Raw genomic sequence first — 26062 nt, forward strand, 5'->3', positions numbered from 1 at the left:
CATCGGATGTGTCCAACCGTTCGCTTACTTCTAAGCTACTCCACTTCCAGCTCCGGAAATCTCAAGGTGACATCCCGCTTTATCCGTTTCACTACTTCATCTTTGGTCTGAATGTCCTGATTGAGATACAACTGAAGTACATTTTTGTAGATATCATTGTTAATCGTTGCATCATATTTGGTACGCTCATATACGGGAACCCGCTTCGCGGCCTCTGAGAAAAACTCAAAATGCTTCTGCCCTCCCAAATAAGGTGATGAGAGCGATGGCGCAAGTTCATCATTCACAACCATATTGCTAGTAAAATAATCCTGCTCCTTTGCTAACACGGACAGAAATTCGTGGTCAAAATTATAGAACTCAATAAACTTCCAGGCCAGATCCTTTTTCTCACTCTTACTGTACATCGCGATATAGGTTCCACCTGCACTAAAGGCTGACGGTCCCGGGGCCAGGCCCCACATTCCTTCTGTATCCGGAGCGTTCGCCTTGAACGTATATTGCAAGCCCCAGGTTGCCCCTGGATAGAACATGACCTCTCCTTTTTGCATGGATGCAGCGTAACCGGCACTTCCATCTTCATACTCGGCAAGTACATGTCGCTCACGTGCTTCACGCACAAGATCCAGCACTTCCATATAGGTTGGATCGATGACGAGCTTGCCGTCCTTCACCCAGGGTATACCGTCATATGAGTTCGATATGGCATTCCAGTTCGCCAATGCATGTACTTTATTCCCGCTACTTTGCTGTACCTGTTCACCAATCTCGAAGATCTTCTCCCATGTGTCGATCTGTGAACCCACCTTCTCAGGATCATCGGTACCCAGATATTTCTTCGCCAAATCCCGACGATAATAGATGCCACCTGGTGTTCCCTGATAACCTATAGCTCTGACATTCCCCTCACTGTCCTTCTCATTGGCCTGCACAAAAGCATATTGTTGTTGAATAAGTTCATTGGCGTTATACGGCAAAGCCGATAAATTCTCCAGATATGGAACGTCAATCAGTTCTCGAATATTGGCATTTTCAATCATAAATACATCCGGAGCTTTGGAGGTCGTCTGGAGCGCAGATTTAAGCTTGGTGATATAGAAGTTGCCGGGGATGTTGACAAAGTTCACTTTGATGTCCGGATATTTCTGCTCGAATTTCTCGATGGCATACTCTGCTTCATCCGTAAAACTCCACACAGTAATTTCCTGCTGCATGGTTGGATTGGACGGACTGAGCTGACAACCCGTTAACAACATGGCTACACAAACGAACACAATAGTTACCTTAAACCACTTCTTCATAGGCCCCCTCCTTCTAAAAGGAAACGCTTACATTTTATTAGAGTATATTGATTTCGGAGAGGGCTTTCTCCACAAATATTGTGCATTACCCTTCATATTTTGTGATATTCGTACGGTGCTTCTTGCGAAATTCGGAGGGTGTGCAGTCATTATATTTTTTGAAAAGTCGATTATAGGAGTTCACATTGTTGAACCCATGGCCGATGGCTATATCCAATATGGAATCCTGACGGAATAATAACGCCCACTCGGATTTGATAATTCGAAAATGATTCAAATATTCCATCAGTGTCACTCCTTTGATCTCTTTGAATAACTTGCAGACATGGAACTTGCTGAATTTAATATGTTCCGCCACCTGTTCCAGCTTGATCGGTTCAGCATAATGATTCTCCAGATATTCGCAGACCGATTCAAGGAATTCAAATTTTTTGGACGAAGTACAAGGCCATCCTGAAGCCGTTAGTTGATCCGTTACTGGGGGCTTTGTACGTAACAAAAGAACCATGAGATCATATAACCGGGATACCATTAACCATCGATATCCCGGCTTTCGATTTTTTTTCTCGGCAATGATGGTATCTATATACTGAACCACGTTGCTGCGACTCCCTGCATTCGACGGAATAACGGTTGTTTTGTTGAAAAGTTCGCCGAGATCCTGAATTTCCGCTTCAGTCGTGAAGCTTCCTGTTAACAATTCGAGGCGGAACAAGATAATGGTTAAGTGTTCGGTCCCTGGCAAAAAGCAGTGTACATCTCCGGGTTTGATCAGCAGCATATCCCCTTGCGCCAGCTCACGGACATGGTCATTCACGCCAATTCGTGCGCTCTTTCCACTAACAACAACCAATTCAACCTCATCATGCCAGTGTGCAGCATAATTAAACTGATCACCTGTATGAATCACCCGAATGGGAAAACCTTCTTCCATATGGCCTGTCTCCAGAAACGTGGGTACGCCCATCTAATCACCCTCCATTTATTTCCTATGCAAGAATCTCTCGTCTTTATTATTATGCATAAATCGCCACACTCCTTTCTTTTTTTGAGTATTTAAAATTCTATTGAACGAAAAAAAATCCTCAACTCAGGTTGAGGAGCCGAACGGAATCACGTTCCACGCATTGGATGTCCAGTGTATATAACGTCTCAACAGACTCTCCATTTAACAGTTGGAAGAGAACATGACCCGCAAGCTGACCTGCATCGGTCTTCGGTTGCCGAAAAGTGGTCAGAGGTGGGTGCACATACTGCGATGCCGGGATGTTGTCAAAACCAATTACGGATAACTGTTCAGGTACTGCAATCCCATGCTCTCTGAAGGCTTCCAAACCGCCAAAGGCCATTTCATCATTTGCAAAAAATACAGCGGATGGCAATTCTCCTTCTAGCAGTTTCTTGGCTGCATGGTAGCCATCTTGCTTCATGTATTGTCCACCGATTATCCATTCCGGGTTCTCTTCGATGCCTGCCTCTGCCATGGCATTGAGATAACCTTGATATCGCTGCAGGTTACATTCCGAATGGACCGGGCCACTAATATAGGCAATCGTCTGATGTCCTTTATCAATCAGATAACGGGTGGCCAAGTACCCACCTTGCGTATCACTCATCAAAACCTTTACAATATGTTGAGCATCCAGATCCCGATCCATGACGACAATCGGAAATCCTGCTTCAGATGCCTCCATAAGCAACTGATCTTCAATATTTTGAGCGATGACAATAGCTCCATCTATTCTTCTTTCACGAATGTAACGATGGGCTGTCGACTTCTCTCCACCCAGTGAACTGCACACGATCATATCGTATCCATGGCTCATCGCGATGGACTGTATTCCATTCACCAAATCCGAGAAATACGGACTGGACATGTCATGGACAATTACACCAATCGTTTGTGTACTCTGCCGCTTCATTTCAGATGCAGGACCGTTCTTCACGTACTCCTCAAAGACAGTTTCATCCGTTTATTTCAATATGACAATAATACACACGAGATCGTTCACTAGCATTTTATCACGTCATTCCAGTCATGTCTCTTTCCAGAGCGTCGACTGCGAAAAAACATATTAGAGAACCCGAGGTGCCTTCATGAAATTCAGTGAATATGTAATAGGTCAGCGTTACGAAACAAAATCCTTGGCATTATCCAAGAGCGATATTATTGATTTTGCCAAAATCTATGATCCACAGTACATGCATTTGGATGAAGCAAAGGCCACGCAGGGCCGCTTCGGCAGTTTGATTGCTTCTGGCATGCAGACGATGAATATCTCCTTCAAGTTATGGATTGAGGTCGGGATCTATGGAGAGCATGTTGTCGCAGGAACCGGCATGAACAACATTCAATTCCTGAAGCCTGTCTTTCCTAAGGATGAACTTCATGTGATTGCAGAAGTTATTAATCTGATTCCGAGACGTAAAGGTAATGGGATTGTTACCGTGCTACTGAGTACATTCAACCAGAAGAATCAAAAGGTATTCCAGGCAGAATTAAGTGCCCTCATTGATAATTAAGGACGATAAAAGACCAAAAAAAGCCGCCAATTGGCGGCTTTTCGTAGATATATCGCATTGAAATATTTTAAACGGTATATCCTTTCAAGACCCGACCTAAAATCTCAACACCTTTCACAATCTGTTCGTCTGACGGCGTTGAAAAATTAAGTCTGATCGCATTGCATGGGTCTTGCTCGTTCACCAGGAAAGCATTTCCCGGTACAACTGCAACCCCCTGGGCTGCTGCAGTCTTGGCATAATCGAGCATTGGCACATGCGCTGGCAGATCACACCAGAGGAACAATCCCCCGTCCGGTTGGGTATAAGTAATGGACTCACCCATATGCTCTTGCAGCTTATCCATCATCAATGTCGCTTTTCTCCGATATACCTCACGAATGCTGTTGATATGCCCTGCGTAGTCATACTCTGTCATGAACTTGTATGCCAGAATCTGTGGAAGCATGGCCGTATGTACGTCTTCTCCCTGTTTGGCAACAACCATCTTCTCCACGACTTCATGAGGAGCTTGTACAAAACCGACGCGCAGTCCTGCCGACAGAATTTTGGAGAATGATCCAACATAGATGACCAAACCTTCATCATCCATAGACTTGATTGTGGGCACATCATCTCCATTGAATCGAAGTTCTCCGTACGGGTTATCTTCCAGAATCATAACGCCATACTTCTTCGCCAGCTCGTATATGGCTTTACGTTTCGCCAGGCTCGTCGTCACACCGGTCGGATTCTGGAAGCTTGGGATCACGTAGATCAGTTTTACATTGGGCTCCGTTTGCAGCGCCTGTTCCAGCTTCTCAATATCCATACCGTCCATCTCCATAGGAACACCCGCAAGCTTCGCACCGGATGCCCGGAAGGAGTTCAAGGAACCGATGAAGCTTGGACTCTCACAGATAATCGTGTCACCCTCATTACAGAACACTTTACAGGCAAGTTCAATGCCCTGCTGTGCTCCAGATACGATGAACAATTGATCGGATGCCTTCCCCGTATCAAATCCTGTCTTCAGATGTTCAGTCAATGCTTCCCGCAAAGGAACATAACCTTCCGTAATTCCGTATTGCAGAGCCGTGATCGGGTCCTGTTCCAGAATGGTTTGGGTAAACGTACGAATCGCCTCGATAGGGAACGTCTCTGGCGCGGGATTTCCCGCAGAGAACGGAATGACATTTTGACCCGAAGAAGCCTTCAGGATCTCACGAATAATGGATGGTTGCAGTGCTGCGATACGATTGGAAAATGAATAGTTCATCTTAAATAGTGCCTCCCGACATTTCATCTGAATTAACTCTCTATCATTACATTAGATTCTATTATACGAGCATTTATCGAATTTCCAAACTGTCTCTACAAAATTAATGATTAGATACCAAAAAAAGAGGCCGCCGTCAGCAACCTCTTTCGCATAAGTATTGGACAAAATATCAGTCTTTTAGCGCACTGCATTCATCTCGGATAACCGTGTAGCCTTCACGACATAAGTAGCCAAACCAGGGATCATTCGAGCCAGACCAGGGTAGAATTTATTGGTTTTGGCAAAAGCCAGCTTCTGAATTCTTCTTGCCCGCCTGAGCAATTGGGTGAATTCGCGGCTCGCTTCCAGCGTATAATTACTCTGCCAATCGGCATGCTCAATATCACCCCGAAGATATTTGTCAGTCCAGTGGGCGCATAGGAGCGAGGAGCGTAGCGCAATGGACATCCCATCTCCGCACAGCGGAGGAATCATCAGCATCGCATCACCAATGTGCGGATACTCAGACCATGGCTCAGGAATATTGGACAGATGCAGAGGTGCAATCGACACCTGTGTTCCCTCTACAGGATTACCTTCCGCTAACCGGGCTGCCAAGCTCACGTTCGTCAGGGATGCCGCCTGCAAAATGTCGTTCACAGACTTGCCGCTTCCCTGCACAGTATCCAGCGTCAACAATGCGGCGACATTCACAGTGCCGTCTTCAATCGGGGAAATCCCCACATAACCACCTTCGCAAAAATATAACTCCACCCGCGCGGGAATGTCAATTCCGCTGAAGTGGGATTTAACGCCGACATATACGGTTTGATCTCGCAGATCTGGGTCGGAAGCCATCCCGCGCGGCTTTTTGGTACCATGTGCACCAATGACGGCTTTTGCCTTATATTGAATCCGCTCGTCTCCCTGTTTCACCTCAACCTCATAACTGGCATCCTCAAGCTGTTCAACGCTCGTTATGGTCGCTTTGGTAACAATCTCGGCTCCTGCGTCCAAGGCCTTCTGATGCAAAATCTGGTCCAACTCATATCGGCTTATACCATAAGCGAATCCTGGCAGCGGTGCTTCAATCACTCCGCCTTGCTGCATAACGATTTTGGCATGATCCATGGTGCTGGGTTTCTTGGCTTGGTCCAGAAGGTGTATATCCAGAACCTCCAGCATCTCCTTGGTTTCTGGTGACATGAACTCACCGCAGGTTTTGTGACGCGGAAACTCCTGCCGGTCTAACAAAAGGGTCCGATGCCCTTGCCCTGCCAGTTGGATTGCGCAGGTACTGCCGGCAATTCCAGCTCCGACAATGATGACATCTATTGATCTCGACACGTAAGATCACCTGCCTTTCGTGGGGATAACAACAGAGTAACGGAATAAAGGCTTCCATTCATAAGTCATCGTATCATGATTTAGCCGTTGTTTAAGTTCCTTCCAATCTCTTCCTGTAAATCCTTTGGCGACGGAAAGGGGTCCATCATGACGAATATACCGATTACGAGAGATCATGCGTGTTGTAATCCAGACCGCCTTATAGGATACAGGATGACGGTGAATATCATTAATGACGACACCGTAGCTGGATGCTCGTAGCATATGAGAAACCATATCAACCAACTGATCTCCGTCAAAATGATGTACAAATTGGGAACCTGTCACGATATCTGCGGAAGCATCCGGCAGCTCTGTAAGATCAGCACGTTGCACCCGGACTCGGGGTTCGTCACGAAATAGTTGCCTCGCTTCCTCACACGCCTCTTCCGTCAGATCGACTAGCGTAATCTCCAGCTGAACGCCCTGACGATCTGCCCATTGTAGTAGTTTCTGGTTCACATCTCCTGAACCTGCCCCCACATCCAGAAGGGTCAACTTATCTGGTCTTCCGACAGAGTTCCATAACTTCTCTACACCAGCCAGAGTTGGGCCAGGTGCAGCGAATATTTTGTTAAGGCGTCTCAGATGTCTGAGTGCTTCACGCAGCTCCTCCCCACCCAGAGAGAAGTCGTCCATCAGTTCATCTTCCTGGGCCCGTATAGACAACGTTCTAAAGAAGGACATGATCCGGCTCCTCGATCACTGAAGATAATGACGGTACATAGGTAAATTTCATCAACTCCGCGGTGAGTCCCGGGCCAAATGCCATAGCTACACCATCTGTTGTTGATTGATCCTGTGCCTTCATGTCCTCACGCATCGCATTCAGTACAAACAGGATCGTATTGGATGACAAGTTACCAAACGTTCTGAGGATATCCCTGCTGTACTTCGTTTGCTCATCTCTCAGCTTCATCACATCCTGCACAGAATCCACAATTCCCCGTCCTCCTGGATGGATGGCCCATAGTTCAGGAAGCTGGTCACTTTGCAGTAACAGACGTAGTTCCTCTTCCAGATGAACACCGAGCAGCTTCGGAATACGAGGTGACAGATACAGATCATACCCCAGGTTCCCTACCTCCCAGGTCATGTCTTCAGTCGAATCCGGAAGAAGTACAGAATAACCGGTTCCGAGACTCAGATAATCCGTTTGTTGAGGTTCAGGCGTACCGACCACACAAGAAGAAGCCGCATCTCCAAAGAATGAAGCTGCAAACAGCGCTTCCCGATCTTGAACAGGCTGAAAATGAAGTGTACACAACTCCACACAGACTACAAGAACCTGTGATCCGGGAGCACCCTGCACGACATCTCGTGCCATCTGAATGGCTTTCAAGCCTGCGGCACATCCCTGAAAGATCAGCGGCAAACGATTCACACGGGCAGACAAACCCAAATGACGGATGAGCATAACATCCAGACCTGGCAGGTATTGACCGGTGCAGCTGACCGTGATGATATGCGTGATGCTCTTAGGAGACACACCTGAATCCTTCAGGGCTCTCTCAGCTGCCTCGATGCCAAGCGGAAGCGCCTCTCGCTTGTATGTATTCATTCGTTCTTCGGTTGTCGGGATGTCTGATCCATCACCAGAAGGCAGATAATGGCATTCTTCCAGCGAACCTAGATAGCTCGGTTCCACCGTATATCGTGTTTCAACACCACAGGACTTGAATATTCGCTTAGCAAAACGTGCCAAATCTGGTCGACCCTGAAGAGAAGAAGCGATCAATTCCGCAATATCTGACTGTGCTACGGCGTGAGCAGGCAGAGCCGTTCCCATGCCAAGAATCGCGATATCGGATGGACTGTTACTTTGGTTCATATCATTAACAACCTCCTGGTATTGGTCATTATTTCCGCTAATTAACAACTCTTACCCTTAACGATATCGTTATAATCTTAAGAACGGTCCTAATCTATTTTATTATCACAACCGCAAGCTCAGAAGCTTGGTTTCACCAACGGATTGAAACAACTAACCAGATAAACAAAAAAAGCCGCCATTAGGCGACTTCAAGATAGGATCTTAGGTAACTTCTTAAATAACTTCCTGTACGTACTTCGTTAGATAACTTCTTACATCATTCTGATCTTGTTTATTTGGAAAATGCTTCCCTGATCTTGTCACTCATCCGATACCAGGCATCCTCTGCCATCTTAAGATCTCCAATATGCGTAAATCCATGAGCGGCGCCCTCGTACTCCTTAAGCGTCACCTTCACACCGCTTGCTTCAAGCCTTGCCGCATAAGTTCTTGCTTCTTGAGCAAGTGAATCTTTTTCCGCGGTAATGATCAGTGCTTCCGGGAGTTCCTGTAATGATTTTGCGAGCACAGGTGAAGCTAACGGGTCATGGGCATCTTCCTGCGTTTCAAGGTACATAGCGTTGAATGTTCTGGCGATATCGGCTGGAATGGCTTCTTCAAAACTCGGTTTCTCGGCCGGATCTGTGGCCACATCCAACACGGCATAATCAATAACTTGCAGAACAATCGGCAACTCGCTTCCACGTTGCTGATTCAATAAGCACACTGCTGCAGCAAGATTACCACCTGCACTATGTCCTCCAATGGCGAAGAGAGTCGGGTTAACCGAGAAAGACTCCGGATTGGCGTGGACCCACTGTACAACGTCGTAGCATTCATGCACAGCAGTTGGAAATTTATGCTCTGGTGCAAGGCTGTAATCAATATTTATGACCACGCAATCAGCACGATCAGCGATCAGGCGACACCAGGGATCATCCATCTCCGCTTGCCCCAAAATAAAACCACCTCCATGCATATTGAAGAAGACCGGCAGTGGTGTTGAACGTTTCTTATCCGGTGTATACACTAGCACACGCGTATCGCCTTTTGTCGTAGGAATCACGACTTCTTCCACCGTGACGGCATACGTGGAACCCGGTTGAAGGGCAGCACCTGTGCCGACGACATTTTCACGCATGCGTTGTACCATTGCCATTTGTTGTTGTTGATCCATAGATATCTCTCCTTTAACACTCATCTGTTCCGTCATGTGCAATTCATTCGATATGTATTGATCAACATGCTCAAACGTGGACCAGAATTACCTACCCTGTCCTTGATGCTTCAATGTTAGCATTCAGTGCCAGGAGATCGATTTGGATCCGCGCTTTTTTCCTTCTTCTTGTGGAACATCATCCAGACCCCCATCAGACAAAATAAAACGCTGCACCCCATGCCAAACAAACTACTGGTTTTTAATGCAAGAGGTGAAGCTTGCATCGTAAGTAATGTCGCTTGGGTCACAACAATGGATACCATCGCATCGGTGAAGTTAATCATTTTCAATGTAGATATAATCGGGTTATGGAGATGACGGTTAGCCCAGGTGCCATACACGGCAAAAGCCAGCTTGGTAAAAGCGACTGTAGCTACGATATACACGATGATACCCTCGTATATGAAGGCATCGCCGATCAGATACATTCGCAGGCAGACCAGTGAGTAGGACACGCCCAGTAAACACAGGAACAGACCTCCACGCTTATATACCGTAAGCTCCAATGTATATCTTTCTTCTGAAGACTCCATCCTCTTGGCAACTTTATATTGTTGAAGCACTTGGCCTTTCGCCACACACAGAATCAGATAATATACAGCATTCGTAATAAACCATCCGGAAAGTAGATATATCCCCAGAATTAACTTGCCTATACCGATCAAAGCGTTGATGATAAGGGATGCCACGTTGATGATGGCCGTTCGATCTTGCTTATTGCCAAGGTAACGGAACCACATGGACTTCAAATATGTCTTCATTTTCATAGGATATTCATTCTGTTAGAGAAGCAGACCATTAGCCTTTTCACCCACCTTTTCAATGTTAATGACATGATGAATGACGTGTAGAGAAAGTTGTGTTCTTTCTTCTTATTCGGCCAGAGATTCCCGAACTTTTTTCGGTAGAGTTTTGACAACCACATCATAGGAGTGATCGATCATGACCGTGACATCCTCTTCCGACAATGAACCATCGAGCGTAATGGTATTCCAGTGCTTTTTGTTCATATGATATCCTGGTCGAACCGCTTCATGCTGCTCTCTCAAGTTCTCTGCAATAATAGGATCACACTTCAAGTTCAATAGACCATTTTCTTCTTTGTCTTCGAAAAGTAACGCGAACATTTTCCCTCCAACCTTAATGACTACAGGATCAGGTCCAAAAGGGTACTCCTTCGTCGCACCATTCTTATTCAAACTGTATTTAATCATCGCATCCTTCAAGTTCGTACCTCCCTTTCACCAATGGACGTTATAATAATACCGAATGTAAGTTCGTATGTAAATAAGCTCGCTGCACATCATAAAACCTCCTCCACATCGTGGAGAAGGTTTCATTGGGTTTATCAAGGACTTAATTGGCTCGATCGTTCCTTGTTTTGCTGCTGCGATTAAATTGGCTACTGCTGGATTTGCTGCTGCTTGTTCTACTGCTATTAGTTCTGCTGTCATTGGATCGACTACTGTTTGATTTACCACTCTTGGCAAACCATTCGGATTTGGGCTTACGTGCCGGATTCGCTTTGGACTTCGCCGGTTTGCCCGTAGCCGATTTGTTGAACGAAGGTTTACTGCCTGGTGCTTTGCTGGTTTTATCAAACACAGGCACACCTGTCATCGGATACGGATGACCTTTCACTTCAGGAATCGTCTTCTTGATTACTTTCTCGATATCCTTCAGGAACGGAAGTTCATCCTTCTCGCAGAACGAGATGGCCATCCCGCTTTTGCCTGCTCGGCCTGTACGACCAATGCGGTGAACATAGGTTTCAGGGATATTAGGCAGGTTGAAGTTAATAACATGGGTCAGTTCCTCCACATCAATTCCTCGTGCTGCAATATCCGTCGCAACCAATACACGTGTTGCTCCGCTCTTGAAATTGTTCAATGCCCGTTGTCGCTCGTTCTGAGACTTGTTACCATGAATGGCCTGTGCTGTAACATTCACTTTGGCCAAATCTCGTGTAACCCGGTCAGCGCCGCGCTTCGTGCGTGTGAACACCAGTGCGGTTACAATGGATTTATCTTCCAAAATCTGATTCAACATATGCTGCTTCTTGCCATTTTCCAGCAAGTATATAGACTGCTCAATGCGTTCTACCGTTGAAGATACAGGCGTGATTTCTACTTTGACTGGATCGACCAACAAGGTTTTAACCATTTTGGTGATCTCAGGAGGCATCGTAGCTGAGAAGAACAGAGTCTGCTTTTTGTTCGGCATCTTGGCGATAATTCTTTTCACATCATGAATGAAGCCCATGTCCAACATCCGGTCTGCTTCATCCAGAACGAGAATCTCAACCATCTTCAGGTCAATACGCTTCTGATTGATCAGATCGTTCAATCTGCCTGGTGTTGCAATAATAATATCTGCACCTTGATTCAGCGCCCGCTCTTGCACTTTTTGCGAAACACCACCAACGATAGCTGTACAACGGATGTCCGTATACCGGCTATATACCTTGATGTTATCCGCGATCTGAATAGCCAGCTCTCTTGTCGGCGTTAAAATCAATGAGCGAATATGTCGTGCGGACTTTGGCCCTTTGGACCTTTCGCTTAATAATTGAATGATCGGCACCGAGAATGCTGCCGTCTTGCCTGTTCCTGTCTGTGCACATCCCAGCAGATCTCTGCCTGCTAATACAGCTGGAATTGCCTGTTCCTGTATAGGCGTAGGATTAGTATAGTTTGCTTTGCTTAACCCTTCCAAAATGGGGGGGATAATATTCAAGTCCTTAAATGTCATGTTGTCTCCTTCATTTACGCACATCTATCAATAAGACGTATCTTTTATTTCACACGTAACGTATAAGGATAACATTAAAAACGTAATCTGTACATTATCTTTTTATTTCCACTTGTTCAACTGACCAATTTAAGACCTACTGCCGATCCGAGCACCATGGCGATAAACAGAATTCTTAGGGCATTTCGAGGTTCTCCGTAAAACACCATGCCCAGAATAGCACCGCCGGAGGCTCCTATTCCCGTCCACACCGCATATGCTGTTCCCATCGGAAGAGTTTTCATCGCCAGAGATAGGAACATAAAGCTCAACCCAAACCCAGCTAATAATAGAACCAGTGAAATTAGATTACGGTCTTTGTGCAACTTGTTTATCATAAGCACACCAATCATCTCAAATACCCCTGCCAAGATAAGAAATACCCAGTTCATTATAGCTGCACCTCCTTATTCTTCTCTTTGCTCAGCATTTTAAGACCGATTACGCCGAGTAAGAGTACACCAATGAGTACCATTTTTCCGGCTTGGACAGGCGCATTAAACAAAATAATCTCAGCAAGTACCGTGCCAGCGGTACCCAGGCCAACGAATACTGCATACACGGTTCCCACGGGCAGTGTCCGCGAAGCTGCAATCATCAAGGAGAAACTAATGATAATTGCAATCAGAGTAAGCCCCCACTCCAGCAAGCCACTGGCGTGTTTTAGTCCAATGACCCAACCCACTTCAAACAAAGCAGCAATCACAACCGACATCCAGGTTTTATTCATACCTGTAACACCCCTTCTCTAATTCATTTTTTACACCCAGTATGGGTACATTAGCGGAAAAATAAAAAAAGCCCGGGAAACAAACTGCATATCGCAGTTCATCTCCCAGGCTTTTATCCCTCCGTGGCACAACCAACAGGTTGCGGGTTTTCTCTCGGACCAGACCGACACATGCGCCTCGCGGAACCCTAGAAAACCTGTTTTTATTCTAATGTGTCTCCAATTATACACACTTCTACTATCTTGGCAACCCCATGAATACGTTCATGTCATTTATTTGATAATGATGCCCATTAATCCTACAAATGTTGCTGCTTGATGGGGTGAAATCACACAACCATTGAGGTCTTCCATGGTTAATATCAAGGAATCAAATTGGCAATCGCTAAGATCCAAATCCTTCATTTTGGTCCCCGTCATCGAAGCTTGGTCGATATTACATTGATTGAACTCCATTTTTTGCAGTGCCAGATAGGCGAAGTCCGCACCAATCAAGGTACATTCCGAGAAGGAGACCTGTTTGAGATGAGCAAAGCGGAAATTGCTGTAGTCTCCTACGCCATGAAGGAAACTGACATTTTGCAATCGGCTATTGGACAAATCCGTTCCGACAAACTTGCAGTTATGCCATTCGATCCGGTGCATGAATGCACTTGAGAGATTGACATTGGAGAAGTCGCAGTGTTCAAACCGAACATCTGTGAATTCAAATTGTTCCAGTGTAGACTCCGAGATCGTCACATGTCTAAAAACAACATTTTCAAATGAAACCTTGCTCGCTTCCTGGTGATCCAGTGTGATATTCTCAATCAATTTGTGTTTGTACTCGACTTTGGATTCGAGAAATGCAATGGTTTCTTGTTCGAGTAACTGCTCCTGAATCTTGGGTTTGTCCATTTTCATCCCATATTCCCCTATTCCTTAATAGCTACGACTCGCAGTCGACTTCTGTCCAGATACCATTGTCCATCCTGCATTAGTTGTGGCTGTACCTTCTTCTCAACAGTATCCATAATAACTTCCTGTTCTGCAAGCGAGATGCCCGTGAATAAATACTCAGCGAAGCTATTCAACCACTTTCTGACACCTGGCTTGAACGGGGTAAATTGGTCAACGTGCTGAGCCAGACTAATGCGGAATCCGTTCTGCTCCAGCAGACTCGCATATTCACCAATGGTCGGGTGATACCACGGATTCCGTCCTTCCCATTCGTATCCACGGGCATCCAGTTCTTCCCGTACCGCCGTAATCAATATAGCTGTATTGCCACTTCCGGCAAACTCGGCCACGAACCTTCCGCCCTTCTTGAGCACTAACTGTATCGATTGAACTACAGCTGAAGCATCCGGTATCCAATGCAGAGCCGCATGAGAGAATACAGCATCAAACGGTTCTTTTGTCCGATAATGACAAGCATTTGCTACTTGAATATTCATATCCGGGTATTTTTGTCTCGCTTGCCTAATTGTCTCCTCTGAAAAATCTATACCTGTTGGCAGTGCTCCCGCAGCTGCAATTTGTGCTGTCAGATCACCATTGCCGCAACCTACATCAAGAATCCGTTCTCCATGAGACGGCTGGAGCAATGATAAGATAGGTGTTCGCTGTAACGCTGTAAATGGAGTGGAATGACTATTCCACGATTCGTTCGTTTGACGGGATGAATGTCCGTTATTCATAGATTATAATCTCCTCCTCAATTAAGGATCTAATATATCTATAATAACTTTAATACAAGAAAACTGTCAATTCACTCTTCAGATCATTATAAAAAAAAGCCGCCGAATGGCGACTTTAGAGGACTCCACGGAATAACACCGACTCCTTCTTCCTGACATAATGGCAGCCTTTCACGCTCTTCTTCGCGATACATCAGGTTATAATGATTCTGCATGGAGATGAATTTCGTCCATCCATGACGCTCAGCTACATCATGAAGAGCTTCCATGGTTTCCTCACGGTACATCCTAATTTCACATATTCCATATTTCATACTCTCCTTGAATTTGTTCTGTAAACTGATGTTGTCTTGACCTCTTCGGAAACTAGCTCTAACCAGCATTTGAAGTATATATCTCGATGTACTGAATTCTCTTCCAACTTGATCTGTGATTCGAGCCTGTCAATCAAGATTCGCCTCACATGATTCGATATCCACTTCATCACTTTGTTCACCCAACTTTTCGAATAAACTTCTTTGCTTGGCTCTGTTAACATGTTCTTAGTATGCCAAGTTATGGGTAGCAAGCGGTATATCAATTGTCTTAATTGATTGCCTGATCCTCTCAAATCCACTTTAACCTTCATTTTGTGTGATTGTTCAAGGGTTGAAAGAAGTATTGCTCGCACAGGAGCGTTATGAGTATGGACATCCTCACAAAAGGCAAACCAAAAAAAGGACAACGCAACGGGTTGTCCTTTTTTTAGTATCAGCATTTTGCATAATCGCTTTTTGAATTTATCCAAAATACTCTTATATATGAACAGGAAATCGGAACCGTTTCCTTAATTTTTGTACAAGATTATACCAATGCTTCGACACGCTGTGGAACCTGAATTTCCTCAAGCAATAATTGAGTGATATCGCGAGTCAAAGCATCCACATTCTCCTGCCGAGTTGCCCAGCTGGTACAGAAACGCACCGCACTGTGCGTATCGTCAACCTTTTCCCAGAAGGAGAACGTATAACCGCTGCTTAATTTCTCAAGCAAACGATCAGGCAGAATCGGAAACTGCTGGTTGGTTGGTGATTCGTACAGGAAGCGTACACCCTGCTGTTCGAGTGAGTCATGAATTCTCAAGGCCATATCCACGGCATGGCGAGAAATATCGAGATACAGACTATCTTCGAACAACGTTTCGAATTGGATTCCCAGCAATCTGCCTTTGGCAAGCAGACCACCTTTTTGTTTGATCATATAACGAAAATCTGGTTTCAGGGCATCATTCAGAATGACAACCGCCTCCCCCATCAATGCGCCAATCTTGGTTCCCCCGATGTAAAATACATCGCACAAACGCGCAAGGTCAGCAAGTGTCATATCGCAATCTCGGGAAGCAAGTGCGTATCCAAGACGTGCTCCATCCACGAAAAATGGCAGACCACACATTCTGCTCACTGTATGCAATGCCTGCAGTTCTGCCTTGCTGTACATCGTTCCATTCTCCGTTGGTTGGGATATGTAGACCATTCCTGGTTGAACACAGTGTTCCGGTGACGACTCATTCATGTGCGCATCGTAGACTGCTCTAACCTGCTCAGCCGTGATCTTTCCGTCCTCGCTTGGAACCGTGAGCACCTTATGACCCGTAGCTTCAATAGCCCCGGTCTCATGAACCGCAATGTGTCCTGAGGTCGCAGCAATCACACCTTGATATGGACGCAAAATAGACGCAATCACCGTTGTATTCGTCTGTGTACCGCCAACCAGGAAATGAACATCAGCCTGCTCGTTGTCACAAGCCTGACGAATAAGCATTCTCGCACGTTCGCAGTGACCATCCGTGCCATACCCGCTCGTCTGTTCCATGTTGGTTTCCATCAGTCTTTGTAAAATGCGTTCATGTGCACCTTCGTTATAGTCACATTCAAATCGTATCATCGTGTTGTCTCTCCTGACTTCTTGTTCAACTTCTCTTGTATGTTCATCATGGAGGTGTATACCTCTTGAATCTCTTCTTCATTCAATTCTTGCATCAGCTTCAGGATCTGTTGATCGGATCGATCATTCAATTCCGCATACAGTTTCTCGCCCTTGGCAGTCAAACGAATCAGACTGACCCGGCTGTCGGCCGCAGAATTCACTTTCACCAACAGCCCTTCCTTGGACAGCTTGTTCACGATTCGGCTCATGTAACTGCGATCAATGGTCAGTGTATCTACCAGATTGTTCGCGATGCTTTCTCCCCGAATTCCAATCTCAATGATGACCCGTACTTCAGCAAACGAATACCCTGTACCAAGAATATGCTTGTCGAGTACACCGAGTATGTTCGTATAAAAACGGTTAAAACGTCGCATGTCAGCCAGAATATCTGGATTTATGTACTGAGAGTCGATGTCAAACCCTCCTTTTTAGTGGACATTGTCAACATTATAATAATCAGGTTAGTGGACGTTGTCAACATTATCTTTCCCTAGCCTCATTTTAAATCCGTACAAAAAAGCCACGCATTTGCGCGGCAAGGTTGTTCTGTCATCGGAGTGGCTAGTGTAAAATATTTTTTGATCAATTTATATGAATTAAGAGTGACTATATTGCACTTGATGAAGACGGCTATATATTCCCCCAGCGGCGACCAATTCTTCATGGTTGCCCTGCTCAGCGATGCCATCTTTGTTCACTACGATGATGCGATCTGCATTTTTGATGGTCGTCAAACGGTGAGCAATTACGAGTGTCGTTCTGCCAACTGACAATTCAGCGAGTGATTGCTGGATCAGTGCTTCCGTTTCCGTATCCAGGGCAGAGGTTGCTTCATCCAGAATAAGAATGGGTGGATTTTTCAAGAACATACGGGCGATCGATAAACGTTGCTTTTGCCCTCCGGATAGCTTGACTCCACGCTCCCCAATAATGGTATCCAACCCATCCGGCAACGTGAGGATTAATTCTTCCAATGAAGCACGACGGGCGGCATCCCAGATTTGTTCGTCCGTTGCACGCAGATCACCATAGGCAATATTCTCCTTAATGGTACCCGAGAACAAAAACACATCCTGTTGAACTATTCCGATATGCTTACGCAAAGATTGAAGCTTAACGTCCCGAATGTCGACACCATCTACGGTGATTCTTCCCTCTTCTACCTCGTAGAATCGTGGCAGCAGGCTGCAGATGGTCGTCTTGCCTGCGCCCGATGGACCAACAAAAGCAACTGTTTCTCCTGGTCGAACGGACAGGCTGATATCACTCAGAATCCGCCGGCCGGATTCATAACCGAACGAGACGTTCTCGAAGCGAATGTCACCTTTCACACTTTTCAGTTCAACGGCGTTTTTGTTATCAGCAATTTCAGGTTCTGTATCAATGATCTCCAGATAACGCTTGAAACCAGCAATGCCCTTCGGATAACTTTCAATGACGGCATTGATTTTCTCGATCGGGCGGAAGAAGATATTGGACAGGAGCAGGAAGGCCATAAAGTCACCCATATTGATTCTGCCATCGATATAAAACCAGGCCCCGCTGATCATGACAAACACCGTAACCAGTCGCATCATCATATAACTGACCGATATACTTTTCGCCATCGTTTTGTAAGCAAGCAATTTGGTTTTACGGAAATTCTCGTTGTCCACGGCAAAAAGTTCTTTCTCATGTTCTTCGTTGGCAAACGATTGCACAACACGCATGCCACCAACGTTGTCTTCTATGCGCGCATTGAAATTGCCGACGTCTCCGAAGAGTCTCCGATACGTCTTCGTCATCCGCCCACCAAACACGATAATGACCCAAGCCATAATTGGGATAATGATAAAGGTAAGCAACGCAAGCTCAAGATTAATGTTAGCCATCAGCCAGAACGATCCGATCAGAGTCATCACGGCAATGAACACATCTTCAGGTCCATGGTGAGCCACCTCGCCGATATCATTCAGATCATTCGTAAGATGACCAATTAAATGACCCGTTTTGCGATTGTCAAAGAACCGGAACGACAACTTCTGCAAGTGAGCGAACATCTTCTCACGCATGTTGGTCTCAATATTAATGCCAAGCATATGTCCCCAATATGTAACTACATAGTTCAATACAGTATTAAGTGCATAGATGGATAACAGCACAACACAGGCGAGCATAATGAGAGGCCAATCCTGACCTGGCAACAACTCATTAATGAATTTGCTCACGGCAAGGGGGAAAGCCAGCTCCAATAATCCCGCGAGTACAGCACATCCAAAATCAATTAAAAACAGTTTTTTATACGGACGATAATATGAAAAAAACCGACGAATCATACTTGTTCACTCTCACTCTCCAGATCCTTATTGGGGTTTACATCTTCATTTTGCAGCTCGAAAAGATGGATATACTCGTCGATGACCTGATCAATGGCTTTTAACTCCCCACTGATCATCGGGCGAATATGTTCGTACTCCTCCTGTCCAAGTTGTCTGACAAGTGTCTTTCTTCGATTCTGCATCTGCTCCAGAAATACAAGAATTCGGCCGCGACGGAATGTTTGCGCACCACGGCCCCGTTTTCCCTCATGTTCGCCATGCCCTCTTCCGCGTCTGGAACGCTCACCACGTTGCTCATTGTCACTCATATCACGTCTCGGATGCTCATCATAACGCACACTTCGATCCGTTTCATTCATATCACGATCTCTCATCTTTGCCACCTCCATTACGCGTATACGTTTGTATACAACGTATTCATGTATACGATTGTATACGCGATGCCAAGGGGTGTCAACCTAAATTTTCCAAATGGCTAAATAAGCATGTATGTCCGTTATTTCATAACACAACAAAAGCCGCATTTTTGCGGCTTTTTTTTCGTAACTGTTCTTACTCCTTCATAAAATTTAATCTTTCCATGAACAAAATTAATTTTTACTTTTCAATGAAATTTCAAATGTGGAATCAACGTCACCTGCAAATACAACGCGGCCGTTTTCCGGCAAAACAACCTCATTCTGACCGCTGATAACGGTGTGATTAATACAAATACCCTTTTGATCATATACGGCAAAGCCGCCATTTGCAGGCATCTTCACTGTCATGACTTTTCCTTTCACCGTTGCTGGCACTGAAAACCATCTGGCATATCCGTCTGCTTGAATCGTTGCTAGAGATTGTTTACCCGAATATTTTAATTCCTCTTTCTCATCACGAATCATAAATGCTCTAACGTCTTCAGCGATTTCTTTGGAATGGGAACGATATAAATAATGATTCGCTTCCAACAACACCATTTCTCCATGTGCGGAGTCCTTTATTAGCTTCTCATGCTCGGGAATCCATTGATCCGTTCCCGGATGATTCTTTTGAACAAAGAACAGTACAGGAAGATTTACAGGGAACGTTAGCTGCTCAGCTGCTTTAAAGTTGGAATACATACTTTCTGCCTCATTTAATTGAGTCGTATTATACATATTTTTGCGGATCAGAATGTTCAATTGTTCTTTCGTTTGCTCATCATAAGGCAGTCCATCATATGGGTCAGCACTCAGTTTCAGTTGCATTCGGGCGAAACCTAAGTTGCGGAACCATTTAATCGGTCGTGTATCCGATGAATCGATCTTCTGTTCGCTTAATGCTGGAACACTGCTATCCAGCCCGACAAATGCACTTACTTCATCTGCATATTTGTTCACATATTCCAGGCTATAGATTCCCGATATGGAATGACCCATTAAGATATAACGATCAATATGTAGACTCTGTAATGCTTCGTGAATTTCACTGACGATATTTGTTGTACTGCGCTCCTTTTCAATCTGATCGCTCAATCCGTAACCGAAGGGTTCAACGACGACGACTTTATAGTATGGAGATAGCTCTGAGATCAGTGGTTTAAAATCAAGCGCTGGTGCCGCTGTACCAAAACCAGGCAGAAGTACAACCGTTTCCTCACCTTCGCCTTGAATGTATACATTCATATTTTTCCCGTCTACCAATACATGTTGACCATACGGCTCCTTTCTTTTTTGCTCCGAATGAGTACTGATTTGGTTAACGCTATATACGATAGCTACAAAAAGTAGAATTACTATGAGGATTGCGCATAGTACTTTAGACAAAATGCTTAACACTTTCTTGGTTTTGCCTTTACTCTGTACTTCTTTATCTGCTCGTTGACTCACATTCATCTGCTCCTATCCTCATTTTTTGGGCCTAACATGCTGCTAATGCAAGCCTAATCAACAAAGATGTACTCCTCCAAATGACCTTAATATGAACGGAATATGAACAAGCAAAAAAAATACCATGTGTAACATACAAGGAAGCTTGCATGTTACACATGGTATGAAAATTGGGTTTAGATACTCCGATGGAGATTCTATTCATTGGCCTATCCAGTGAGACTAACTATCCGTTGGTGGATGGATTGGCAACGTGATACTGAAGGTCGTGCCTTGACCAGGTTCGCTTTCCACACGGATTTCACCTTGATGAAGAGATACGATCTGTTTAACGATTGCTAGCCCCATACCGCTCCCGTCATATTTACGACTGTGTGAACGATCTGCCTTGAAAAAGCGCTCGAATATCCGCTTCTGGTCTTCAAGGGGAATACCAATACCCGTGTCGGATATTCGAACAGTCACAGTTTTAATATCCTCTTCGATACTGACTTTAATCATGCCGCCATCCTTGGAAAACTTGATGCTATTTCCGACGATGTTCGTCCATACCTGATTTAACTGGTCGTGATCAGCCGTTACCTTAACGTTCTCTAAATCAAGTTCGAAATGAATGTTGCGTTCAGACCATTGCGGTTGAAGCGCGACAATAACCCGCCTGATCTGTTCATCAAGGCTTAAGGAGCTCAGCCGCAGTTGCTGTGACTGCGATTCAAGCAAGCTCAGCTTGAGCAGGCTATCGCTCATTTTGGACATTCGTTTTGCTTCGGAGATGATAATATCCAGGTAACGGTTTCGCTCGTGTTCTGAGAGGTTTACTTGCTTCAGTGCCGAAGCGTAACCGGATATCGAGGTGAGCGGAGACTGAACCTCGTGCGACACATTCGTAACGAATTCCCTGCGCATCTGCTCCAACTGCTTCAGATCATGCATCATTTCTTCAAAGCTCCGGGCCAACGTACCAATCTCAGTCGTTTGCTTAATGTTCAGCTTGACGTTGAAATCTCCAGCTGCAATCCGTTTGGTCGCTTGGGTCAATTTCTTGATCGGCCTCACCAGATATATAGAAGCAACCAGAATCAACAAGCTTCCTGCAATCAACGAACAGCTTGCGAAGATTAAGCCCCACTTAATCACAAAAGAGGTTGAAGGCGGTGAGAGTGTCTCCAAAAACATCGCTTTCGTTTCCATCTCCGTTTTCAACGGTAATCCTATGAACCCTGTAGCAATCCCATTCGTTGAGTCTTGAACAACGCCCCCATCTAACACTTTCTTTAGTTGCTCGCTCGTCACTGTAGCAGATTTATGTCCGTTAAGTTTTCCATAAGTCTTGAACTCACCTGAAGCTTCGTAAATTCGAATATGATAGGAGCTGAGCTGCTTCATTCCACTTACGTACAAGTCCGCCTCACGCTCTGGCAGGGCCTTATAGATCTGCAAAACGTCTTGGCCAAAGTTTCGTAAGTTAATTTGAGCGTTCTCGTTCAATTTTTCTTCAAATATCCAGGTAGACACAAAAAATGAAATGACCGTGCCTGCGATGACTGACACCAGAAAGGTCAGGACCACACGAATATATAAGGATCTAATCATTCATGGACCTCAAGTCGATACCCTAGCCCACGGACTGTTTCAATCCGAAAATCAGGTGTAGTTGCGAACCGTTCACGAAGGCGCTTAATATGTACGTCTATCGTTCGATCATCTCCGGCGTAATCAATACCCCATATCTGATCGATCAACTGCTCACGTGTGTAGACTTGTCCGGGTGTTCCAGCAAGCTTATACAGTAATTCGAACTCCTTAAGTGGCAACGTAAGCGACTCTGCGCCTCTCATCACCTTATACGTCTGACGATCCAGGATAACATTACCGAACTGGATCGTGTGTGTGGAGCCAATCTTGTATCGTTTCAGTAATGCTCGGACACGAGCGGTAAGCTCCAACGGATCAAACGGTTTTGTCAAATAATCATCTGTGCCCAGTTCGAAGCCCTTCACTTTCTCCCAAGTCTCTCCTCTCGCCGTCAGCATGAGTAACGGAAGGTCGGGATTGGCTCTTCGGAGTTCTTTGCACAATGCCCAGCCGTCCATCACAGGCATCATAATGTCTAGCACAACCAGATCAACTGCAGTTTCGCCATACACGGTGAGAGCTTCCTTACCGTCCGCAGCTTCTACAGTGGTGAATCCATCATTTTTGAGAAATAGACAGACGAGTTCGCGAATGTTCGCATCGTCGTCAGCAACGAGTATAGTAGCCATAGGTTTTTTCTGTCCTCTCTGCTTATCGTATATCTACGGCAAACATCGTATGTTCTTTCAACGTTCCCTGGATTGGAATGGATTGCGAGCCATTCTCCTTGAATCCTGCCTTTTGAAGAACGCGGATGGAGCCTGTATTATCTGGCACAGCGCCAGCTTCAATTCGAGTAATCTCAGTTTCATGTTTGGCAAATTCCAGCACACATTGCAGGGCTTCACTCATATACCCTTTGCCTTGATGCAGAATATCCGTTACATAACCAACGATCCATTTTGGAGCAGCATCCAGTACGATCTCGAATACTGAAATCTCACCGACGAGTTCATCCGTTGTATTCAGGAAAATGCCGAAGGAATATCGTTTCCCGTCTTCTCTTTTCTTGTCCCAGCTCTCAATGAGTGACCTTTGTTCTTCTAAGCTGTAGAAAGACTCTTCCCGATTACTTGCAGAGATTCTTTCAATTTCCGAACGATTGCGAATCTGTAAATCCAGAAGTAATGCTGCATCTTCCACCTTCCAAAATCGTACATAGACACGGTCTGCGCAATATTTCATTACATTAGTCCTCCTCTGTTATGTATAGTCGCATAGAGCTGTCTTTTTCTATTCATCTAACCCAGTTTACCGTCTGAGTATTTGTAGTCTAATTATATCAGGTCATTATAGGAGTACGAGCGAATCAACGAGAATTGTTTAGCCAGGAAATGGGGTGAATAAGGCATATCATTGCGCAGCCAGGCAACAATGGTCCCAATCAGGGCCGAAGAACCGTACCATATTGCGATTTCTTTGTGAATGCCGGACTCTTCCAGTTCATCCTCCATCTCCACCCGATCAATCTTGGCTTTGACCAGCGTACTCAACAATTTCAGCAGCCGTTCGGTAAAGATCGGTGTGCGCTTCGTAGCAAGGACCACCTGATAGAATGATGCGTTCTCCGCAAAATGCTCCAGCAACTTGACCAAAACAGGCCAAGCCTCTTCCGTTCTTTGTTTCTCAAAATGAGGGGCATATTCATCCACGATCCGTTCAATATGCTCGATCATCTCGTCAGCCATCTTCTCCATCATATCTGTAATATCCCGATAATGCAGATAGAAGGTTACCCGATTGATCGTCGCTCGTTCAGCAATTTTGTTGACTGATAACTTTTCAATATCCATTTCCTGTAGCAATTCTACAAATGCACCTCGGATTAACTGACGTGTTCGCAAAATCCTTGGGTCCACGGCCGATTTCTTCTCATCTTTCACGTGTAATCCTCCTTTAAATTTTAAACATTACAATTTTGAATGATAAGTCGTTTATTTTTGATTTACACAACAAATTCATTTTTTTTGTAAAATAAACAACGAAAACTATCCATAACGTAAATTGTAATCTGCCCGAATATGTATATAATTCAATAAATACAATGTAAACTATACAACACGTTGTAAATTTAGTCACGCGTGGATTGAAAGGATGAAAAGGATTGAGTCAGGCTAGAGTACAAGATGAATTATCCGTAAAGAAAGGCCCCATCCTGTTTATCATGATTTTGGGAGCCTTCCTTGCAACGTTGAATCAAACGATCATGAGCGTAGCTACACCGGAGCTGATGGGTGATTTTAACATCTCCGCCGCAACAGCACAATGGTTAACGACAGGTTACATGCTGGTGAACGGGGTGCTTATCCCCATCACGGCCTACTTCATGCAACGCTTTTCAACCAAGCAATTATTCCAGGCTTCGATGTTTATTTTCCTGATCGGTACCATTGTATCCGCTCTTGCTACCAATTTCGGTACATTGCTGACAGGACGCATGATTCAGGCAGCAGGTGCCGGTATTATCATGCCACTCCTGATGCACGTTATTTTGACCTTGTTTGCTCCTGAAAAACGAGGATCAGCGATGGGTATGGTTGGTTTTGCCATCATTTTCGCCCCTGCAATCGGGCCTACCCTCGCTGGTTATATCCTGGAGAACTACTCTTGGCAAACGATGTTCTACGGCATGATTCCATTAACTCTTATTGTCATTGCCTTTGCGTTTGTATACCTGAAGAATGTATCCGAACGGGTCAACACGAAGTTCGATACGATCAGTGTGGTGCTGTCCACGATCGGATTTGGCGCATTACTGTATGGCTTCAGCAGAGCAGGAAGTCTGGGATGGTCAAGTGCAGAAGTCCTTATCTGTATTACTGCAGGAATTGTTTCCCTTGCCCTGTTTACATGGCGTCAGCTCGTTTCGGAGACTCCCCTGCTTGATCTGCGGGCTTTCAAGTACAACATGTTCTCCCTGACCACGGTCATTAGTATCGCGATCACAATGATCATGTATGCTGACATGATGCTGCTTCCCCTGTATCTCCAGAACGCACGTGGTTACACTGCGCTGGAGTCCGGACTATTACTACTGCCGGGTGCCCTTGTCATGGGATTCCTGATGCCTGTAGCCGGAAAATTGTTTGACCGATTTGGAGCGAAATGGCTCGCTGTTATCGGAATGGTGATCACCATCGTGACAACAATTGGTTTCATCGACTTAACGGATTCAACCAGTTATGGTTACCTGGTATTAATGTCAACCGGACGCCGAATTGGTATGGCTTTGCTCATGATGCCGATTCAAACTGCGGGTCTTAACCAATTGCCACCAAGACTCGGTGCACACGGTACAGCCATCTCCAACACCGTCAGACAAGTTGCTGGCGCTGTAGGTACTTCATTGCTCGTGAGTGTCATGACGAGCCGTACTACAGCACATGTACAGGATATGGTAGCTACGGGTGCAGCCAATGGACTCAGTCAAAAGCAGTTGGCTACAGAATCTATGATCCAGGGTATTAATGATGCTTATGTTGTTATCATCGGCATTGCTGTCGTGGGCTTGGTTCTTTCCTTCTTTATCAAACGTACCAAACAAGCGAAAGAGGAAGAATTCAAACAGGTTGTAAGACAAAAAGTTTCCATGAATTCGAATTAATTCATC

The 26062-nt window shown here is 45.1% G+C and carries 25 protein-coding genes, 2 pseudogenes and 1 riboswitch; of the genes and pseudogenes, 2 read left to right on the forward strand and 25 right to left on the reverse strand.

The window, feature by feature from the left end; genetic code table 11:
* Nucleotides 1-35: 35 nt before the first annotated feature.
* The 3 genes from AC4G47_RS16820 to AC4G47_RS16830 form a co-directional block, all read right to left on the reverse strand.
* Nucleotides 36-1301 (reverse strand): ABC transporter substrate-binding protein, encoded by a 1266-nt coding sequence (locus AC4G47_RS16820; protein ID WP_491101909.1) that lies wholly within the window; start codon nucleotides 1299-1301, stop codon nucleotides 36-38.
* Nucleotides 1302-1386: 85 nt separating this feature from the next.
* Nucleotides 1387-2268 carry an AraC family transcriptional regulator gene (locus tag AC4G47_RS16825; protein ID WP_491101910.1) on the reverse strand — a complete coding sequence of 294 codons (882 nt, stop codon included), beginning with the start codon at nucleotides 2266-2268 and terminating at the stop codon, nucleotides 1387-1389.
* A 118-nt stretch (nucleotides 2269-2386) separates the two neighbouring features.
* Nucleotides 2387-3247 carry a LacI family DNA-binding transcriptional regulator gene (locus tag AC4G47_RS16830; RefSeq protein ID WP_491101911.1) on the reverse strand — a complete coding sequence of 287 codons (861 nt, stop codon included), beginning with the start codon at nucleotides 3245-3247 and terminating at the stop codon, nucleotides 2387-2389.
* Nucleotides 3248-3398: 151 nt separating this feature from the next.
* Between AC4G47_RS16830 and AC4G47_RS16835 the strand changes: the two genes are divergently transcribed.
* Nucleotides 3399-3824, forward strand: a complete 426-nt coding sequence (locus AC4G47_RS16835; RefSeq protein ID WP_491101912.1) for a MaoC family dehydratase — start codon at nucleotides 3399-3401, stop codon at nucleotides 3822-3824.
* Between the two features lie 67 nt (nucleotides 3825-3891).
* Here the strand turns inward: AC4G47_RS16835 and AC4G47_RS16840 are convergent, their stop codons facing one another.
* The 22 genes and pseudogenes from AC4G47_RS16840 to AC4G47_RS16945 form a co-directional block, all read right to left on the reverse strand.
* Nucleotides 3892-5082: an aminotransferase-like domain-containing protein gene (locus AC4G47_RS16840; protein WP_491101913.1), complete on the reverse strand. Its 1191-nt coding sequence runs from the start codon at nucleotides 5080-5082 to the stop codon at nucleotides 3892-3894.
* 180 nt (nucleotides 5083-5262) lie between these two features.
* Nucleotides 5263-6411: an NAD(P)/FAD-dependent oxidoreductase gene (locus AC4G47_RS16845; RefSeq protein WP_491101914.1), complete on the reverse strand. Its 1149-nt coding sequence runs from the start codon at nucleotides 6409-6411 to the stop codon at nucleotides 5263-5265.
* A gap of 6 nt (nucleotides 6412-6417) precedes the next feature.
* Complete coding sequence (locus tag AC4G47_RS16850) at nucleotides 6418-7137, reverse strand: methyltransferase domain-containing protein (protein WP_491101915.1); 720 nt, start codon at nucleotides 7135-7137, stop codon at nucleotides 6418-6420.
* Nucleotides 7124-8281, reverse strand: coding sequence for a type III polyketide synthase (locus AC4G47_RS16855; RefSeq protein WP_491101916.1), 1158 nt, complete (start codon nucleotides 8279-8281; stop codon nucleotides 7124-7126). Before AC4G47_RS16855 ends, AC4G47_RS16850 begins: the two co-directional genes overlap by 14 nt.
* A 274-nt stretch (nucleotides 8282-8555) precedes the next feature.
* Nucleotides 8556-9440 carry an alpha/beta hydrolase gene (locus AC4G47_RS16860; RefSeq protein WP_491101917.1) on the reverse strand — a complete coding sequence of 295 codons (885 nt, stop codon included), beginning with the start codon at nucleotides 9438-9440 and terminating at the stop codon, nucleotides 8556-8558.
* A gap of 116 nt (nucleotides 9441-9556) precedes the next feature.
* Nucleotides 9557-10249, reverse strand: a complete 693-nt coding sequence (locus AC4G47_RS16865) for a hypothetical protein (protein WP_458126777.1) — start codon at nucleotides 10247-10249, stop codon at nucleotides 9557-9559.
* Between the two features lie 105 nt (nucleotides 10250-10354).
* Nucleotides 10355-10708, reverse strand: a complete 354-nt coding sequence (locus AC4G47_RS16870; RefSeq protein ID WP_491101918.1) for an MmcQ/YjbR family DNA-binding protein — start codon at nucleotides 10706-10708, stop codon at nucleotides 10355-10357.
* A gap of 130 nt (nucleotides 10709-10838) precedes the next feature.
* The gene (locus AC4G47_RS16875) at nucleotides 10839-12233 is read right to left on the reverse strand and encodes a DEAD/DEAH box helicase (protein WP_491101919.1); all 1395 of its coding nucleotides are present in this window, start codon (nucleotides 12231-12233) and stop codon (nucleotides 10839-10841) included.
* Between the two features lie 116 nt (nucleotides 12234-12349).
* The gene (locus tag AC4G47_RS16880) at nucleotides 12350-12664 is read right to left on the reverse strand and encodes a DMT family transporter (protein ID WP_458126775.1); all 315 of its coding nucleotides are present in this window, start codon (nucleotides 12662-12664) and stop codon (nucleotides 12350-12352) included.
* A complete protein-coding gene (locus AC4G47_RS16885) occupies nucleotides 12664-13002 on the reverse strand; it encodes a DMT family transporter (RefSeq protein ID WP_491101920.1) in 339 nt (112 codons plus the stop codon). The genes AC4G47_RS16880 and AC4G47_RS16885 overlap by 1 nt, the downstream gene beginning before the upstream one ends.
* Before the next feature lie 100 nt (nucleotides 13003-13102).
* Nucleotides 13103-13205, reverse strand: a riboswitch (guanidine-I (ykkC/yxkD leader).
* Between the two features lie 70 nt (nucleotides 13206-13275).
* The gene (locus AC4G47_RS16890) at nucleotides 13276-13905 is read right to left on the reverse strand and encodes a pentapeptide repeat-containing protein (protein ID WP_458126773.1); all 630 of its coding nucleotides are present in this window, start codon (nucleotides 13903-13905) and stop codon (nucleotides 13276-13278) included.
* A gap of 11 nt (nucleotides 13906-13916) precedes the next feature.
* Nucleotides 13917-14681, reverse strand: coding sequence for a class I SAM-dependent methyltransferase (locus AC4G47_RS16895; RefSeq protein ID WP_491101921.1), 765 nt, complete (start codon nucleotides 14679-14681; stop codon nucleotides 13917-13919).
* A gap of 116 nt (nucleotides 14682-14797) precedes the next feature.
* Nucleotides 14798-14959, reverse strand: a pseudogene (locus AC4G47_RS16900) (aldo/keto reductase); the annotation flags it as partial.
* 565 nt (nucleotides 14960-15524) lie between these two features.
* Nucleotides 15525-16604, reverse strand: coding sequence for a threonine aldolase family protein (locus AC4G47_RS16905; protein WP_458126771.1), 1080 nt, complete (start codon nucleotides 16602-16604; stop codon nucleotides 15525-15527).
* Complete coding sequence (locus tag AC4G47_RS16910; protein ID WP_458126770.1) at nucleotides 16601-17023, reverse strand: MarR family winged helix-turn-helix transcriptional regulator; 423 nt, start codon at nucleotides 17021-17023, stop codon at nucleotides 16601-16603. The genes AC4G47_RS16905 and AC4G47_RS16910 overlap by 4 nt, the downstream gene beginning before the upstream one ends.
* Before the next feature lie 222 nt (nucleotides 17024-17245).
* Nucleotides 17246-18964: an ABC transporter ATP-binding protein gene (locus AC4G47_RS16915; protein ID WP_336759972.1), complete on the reverse strand. Its 1719-nt coding sequence runs from the start codon at nucleotides 18962-18964 to the stop codon at nucleotides 17246-17248.
* On the reverse strand, nucleotides 18961-19341 hold the full coding sequence (locus AC4G47_RS16920; protein ID WP_458126768.1) for a hypothetical protein: 381 nt from the start codon (nucleotides 19339-19341) through the stop codon (nucleotides 18961-18963). Before AC4G47_RS16920 ends, AC4G47_RS16915 begins: the two co-directional genes overlap by 4 nt.
* A gap of 507 nt (nucleotides 19342-19848) precedes the next feature.
* Nucleotides 19849-20823, reverse strand: a pseudogene (locus tag AC4G47_RS16925) (alpha/beta fold hydrolase); the annotation flags it as partial.
* A 216-nt stretch (nucleotides 20824-21039) separates the two neighbouring features.
* The gene (locus tag AC4G47_RS16930) at nucleotides 21040-22410 is read right to left on the reverse strand and encodes a sensor histidine kinase (protein WP_491101922.1); all 1371 of its coding nucleotides are present in this window, start codon (nucleotides 22408-22410) and stop codon (nucleotides 21040-21042) included.
* The gene (locus AC4G47_RS16935) at nucleotides 22407-23081 is read right to left on the reverse strand and encodes a response regulator transcription factor (RefSeq protein ID WP_491101923.1); all 675 of its coding nucleotides are present in this window, start codon (nucleotides 23079-23081) and stop codon (nucleotides 22407-22409) included. Before AC4G47_RS16935 ends, AC4G47_RS16930 begins: the two co-directional genes overlap by 4 nt.
* Before the next feature lie 22 nt (nucleotides 23082-23103).
* On the reverse strand, nucleotides 23104-23637 hold the full coding sequence (locus AC4G47_RS16940) for a GNAT family N-acetyltransferase (RefSeq protein WP_491101924.1): 534 nt from the start codon (nucleotides 23635-23637) through the stop codon (nucleotides 23104-23106).
* A gap of 92 nt (nucleotides 23638-23729) precedes the next feature.
* Entirely contained in the window at nucleotides 23730-24335 is a 606-nt protein-coding gene (locus AC4G47_RS16945; RefSeq protein WP_062834267.1) for a TetR/AcrR family transcriptional regulator, read from the reverse strand.
* Between the two features lie 281 nt (nucleotides 24336-24616).
* Here AC4G47_RS16945 and AC4G47_RS16950 point away from each other — a divergent pair, with 281 nt between their 5' ends.
* Nucleotides 24617-26056, forward strand: a complete 1440-nt coding sequence (locus AC4G47_RS16950; protein WP_491106730.1) for a DHA2 family efflux MFS transporter permease subunit — start codon at nucleotides 24617-24619, stop codon at nucleotides 26054-26056.
* Nucleotides 26057-26062: the final 6 nt, after the last annotated feature.

Source organism: Paenibacillus sp. Negev47 (assembly GCF_058313655.1).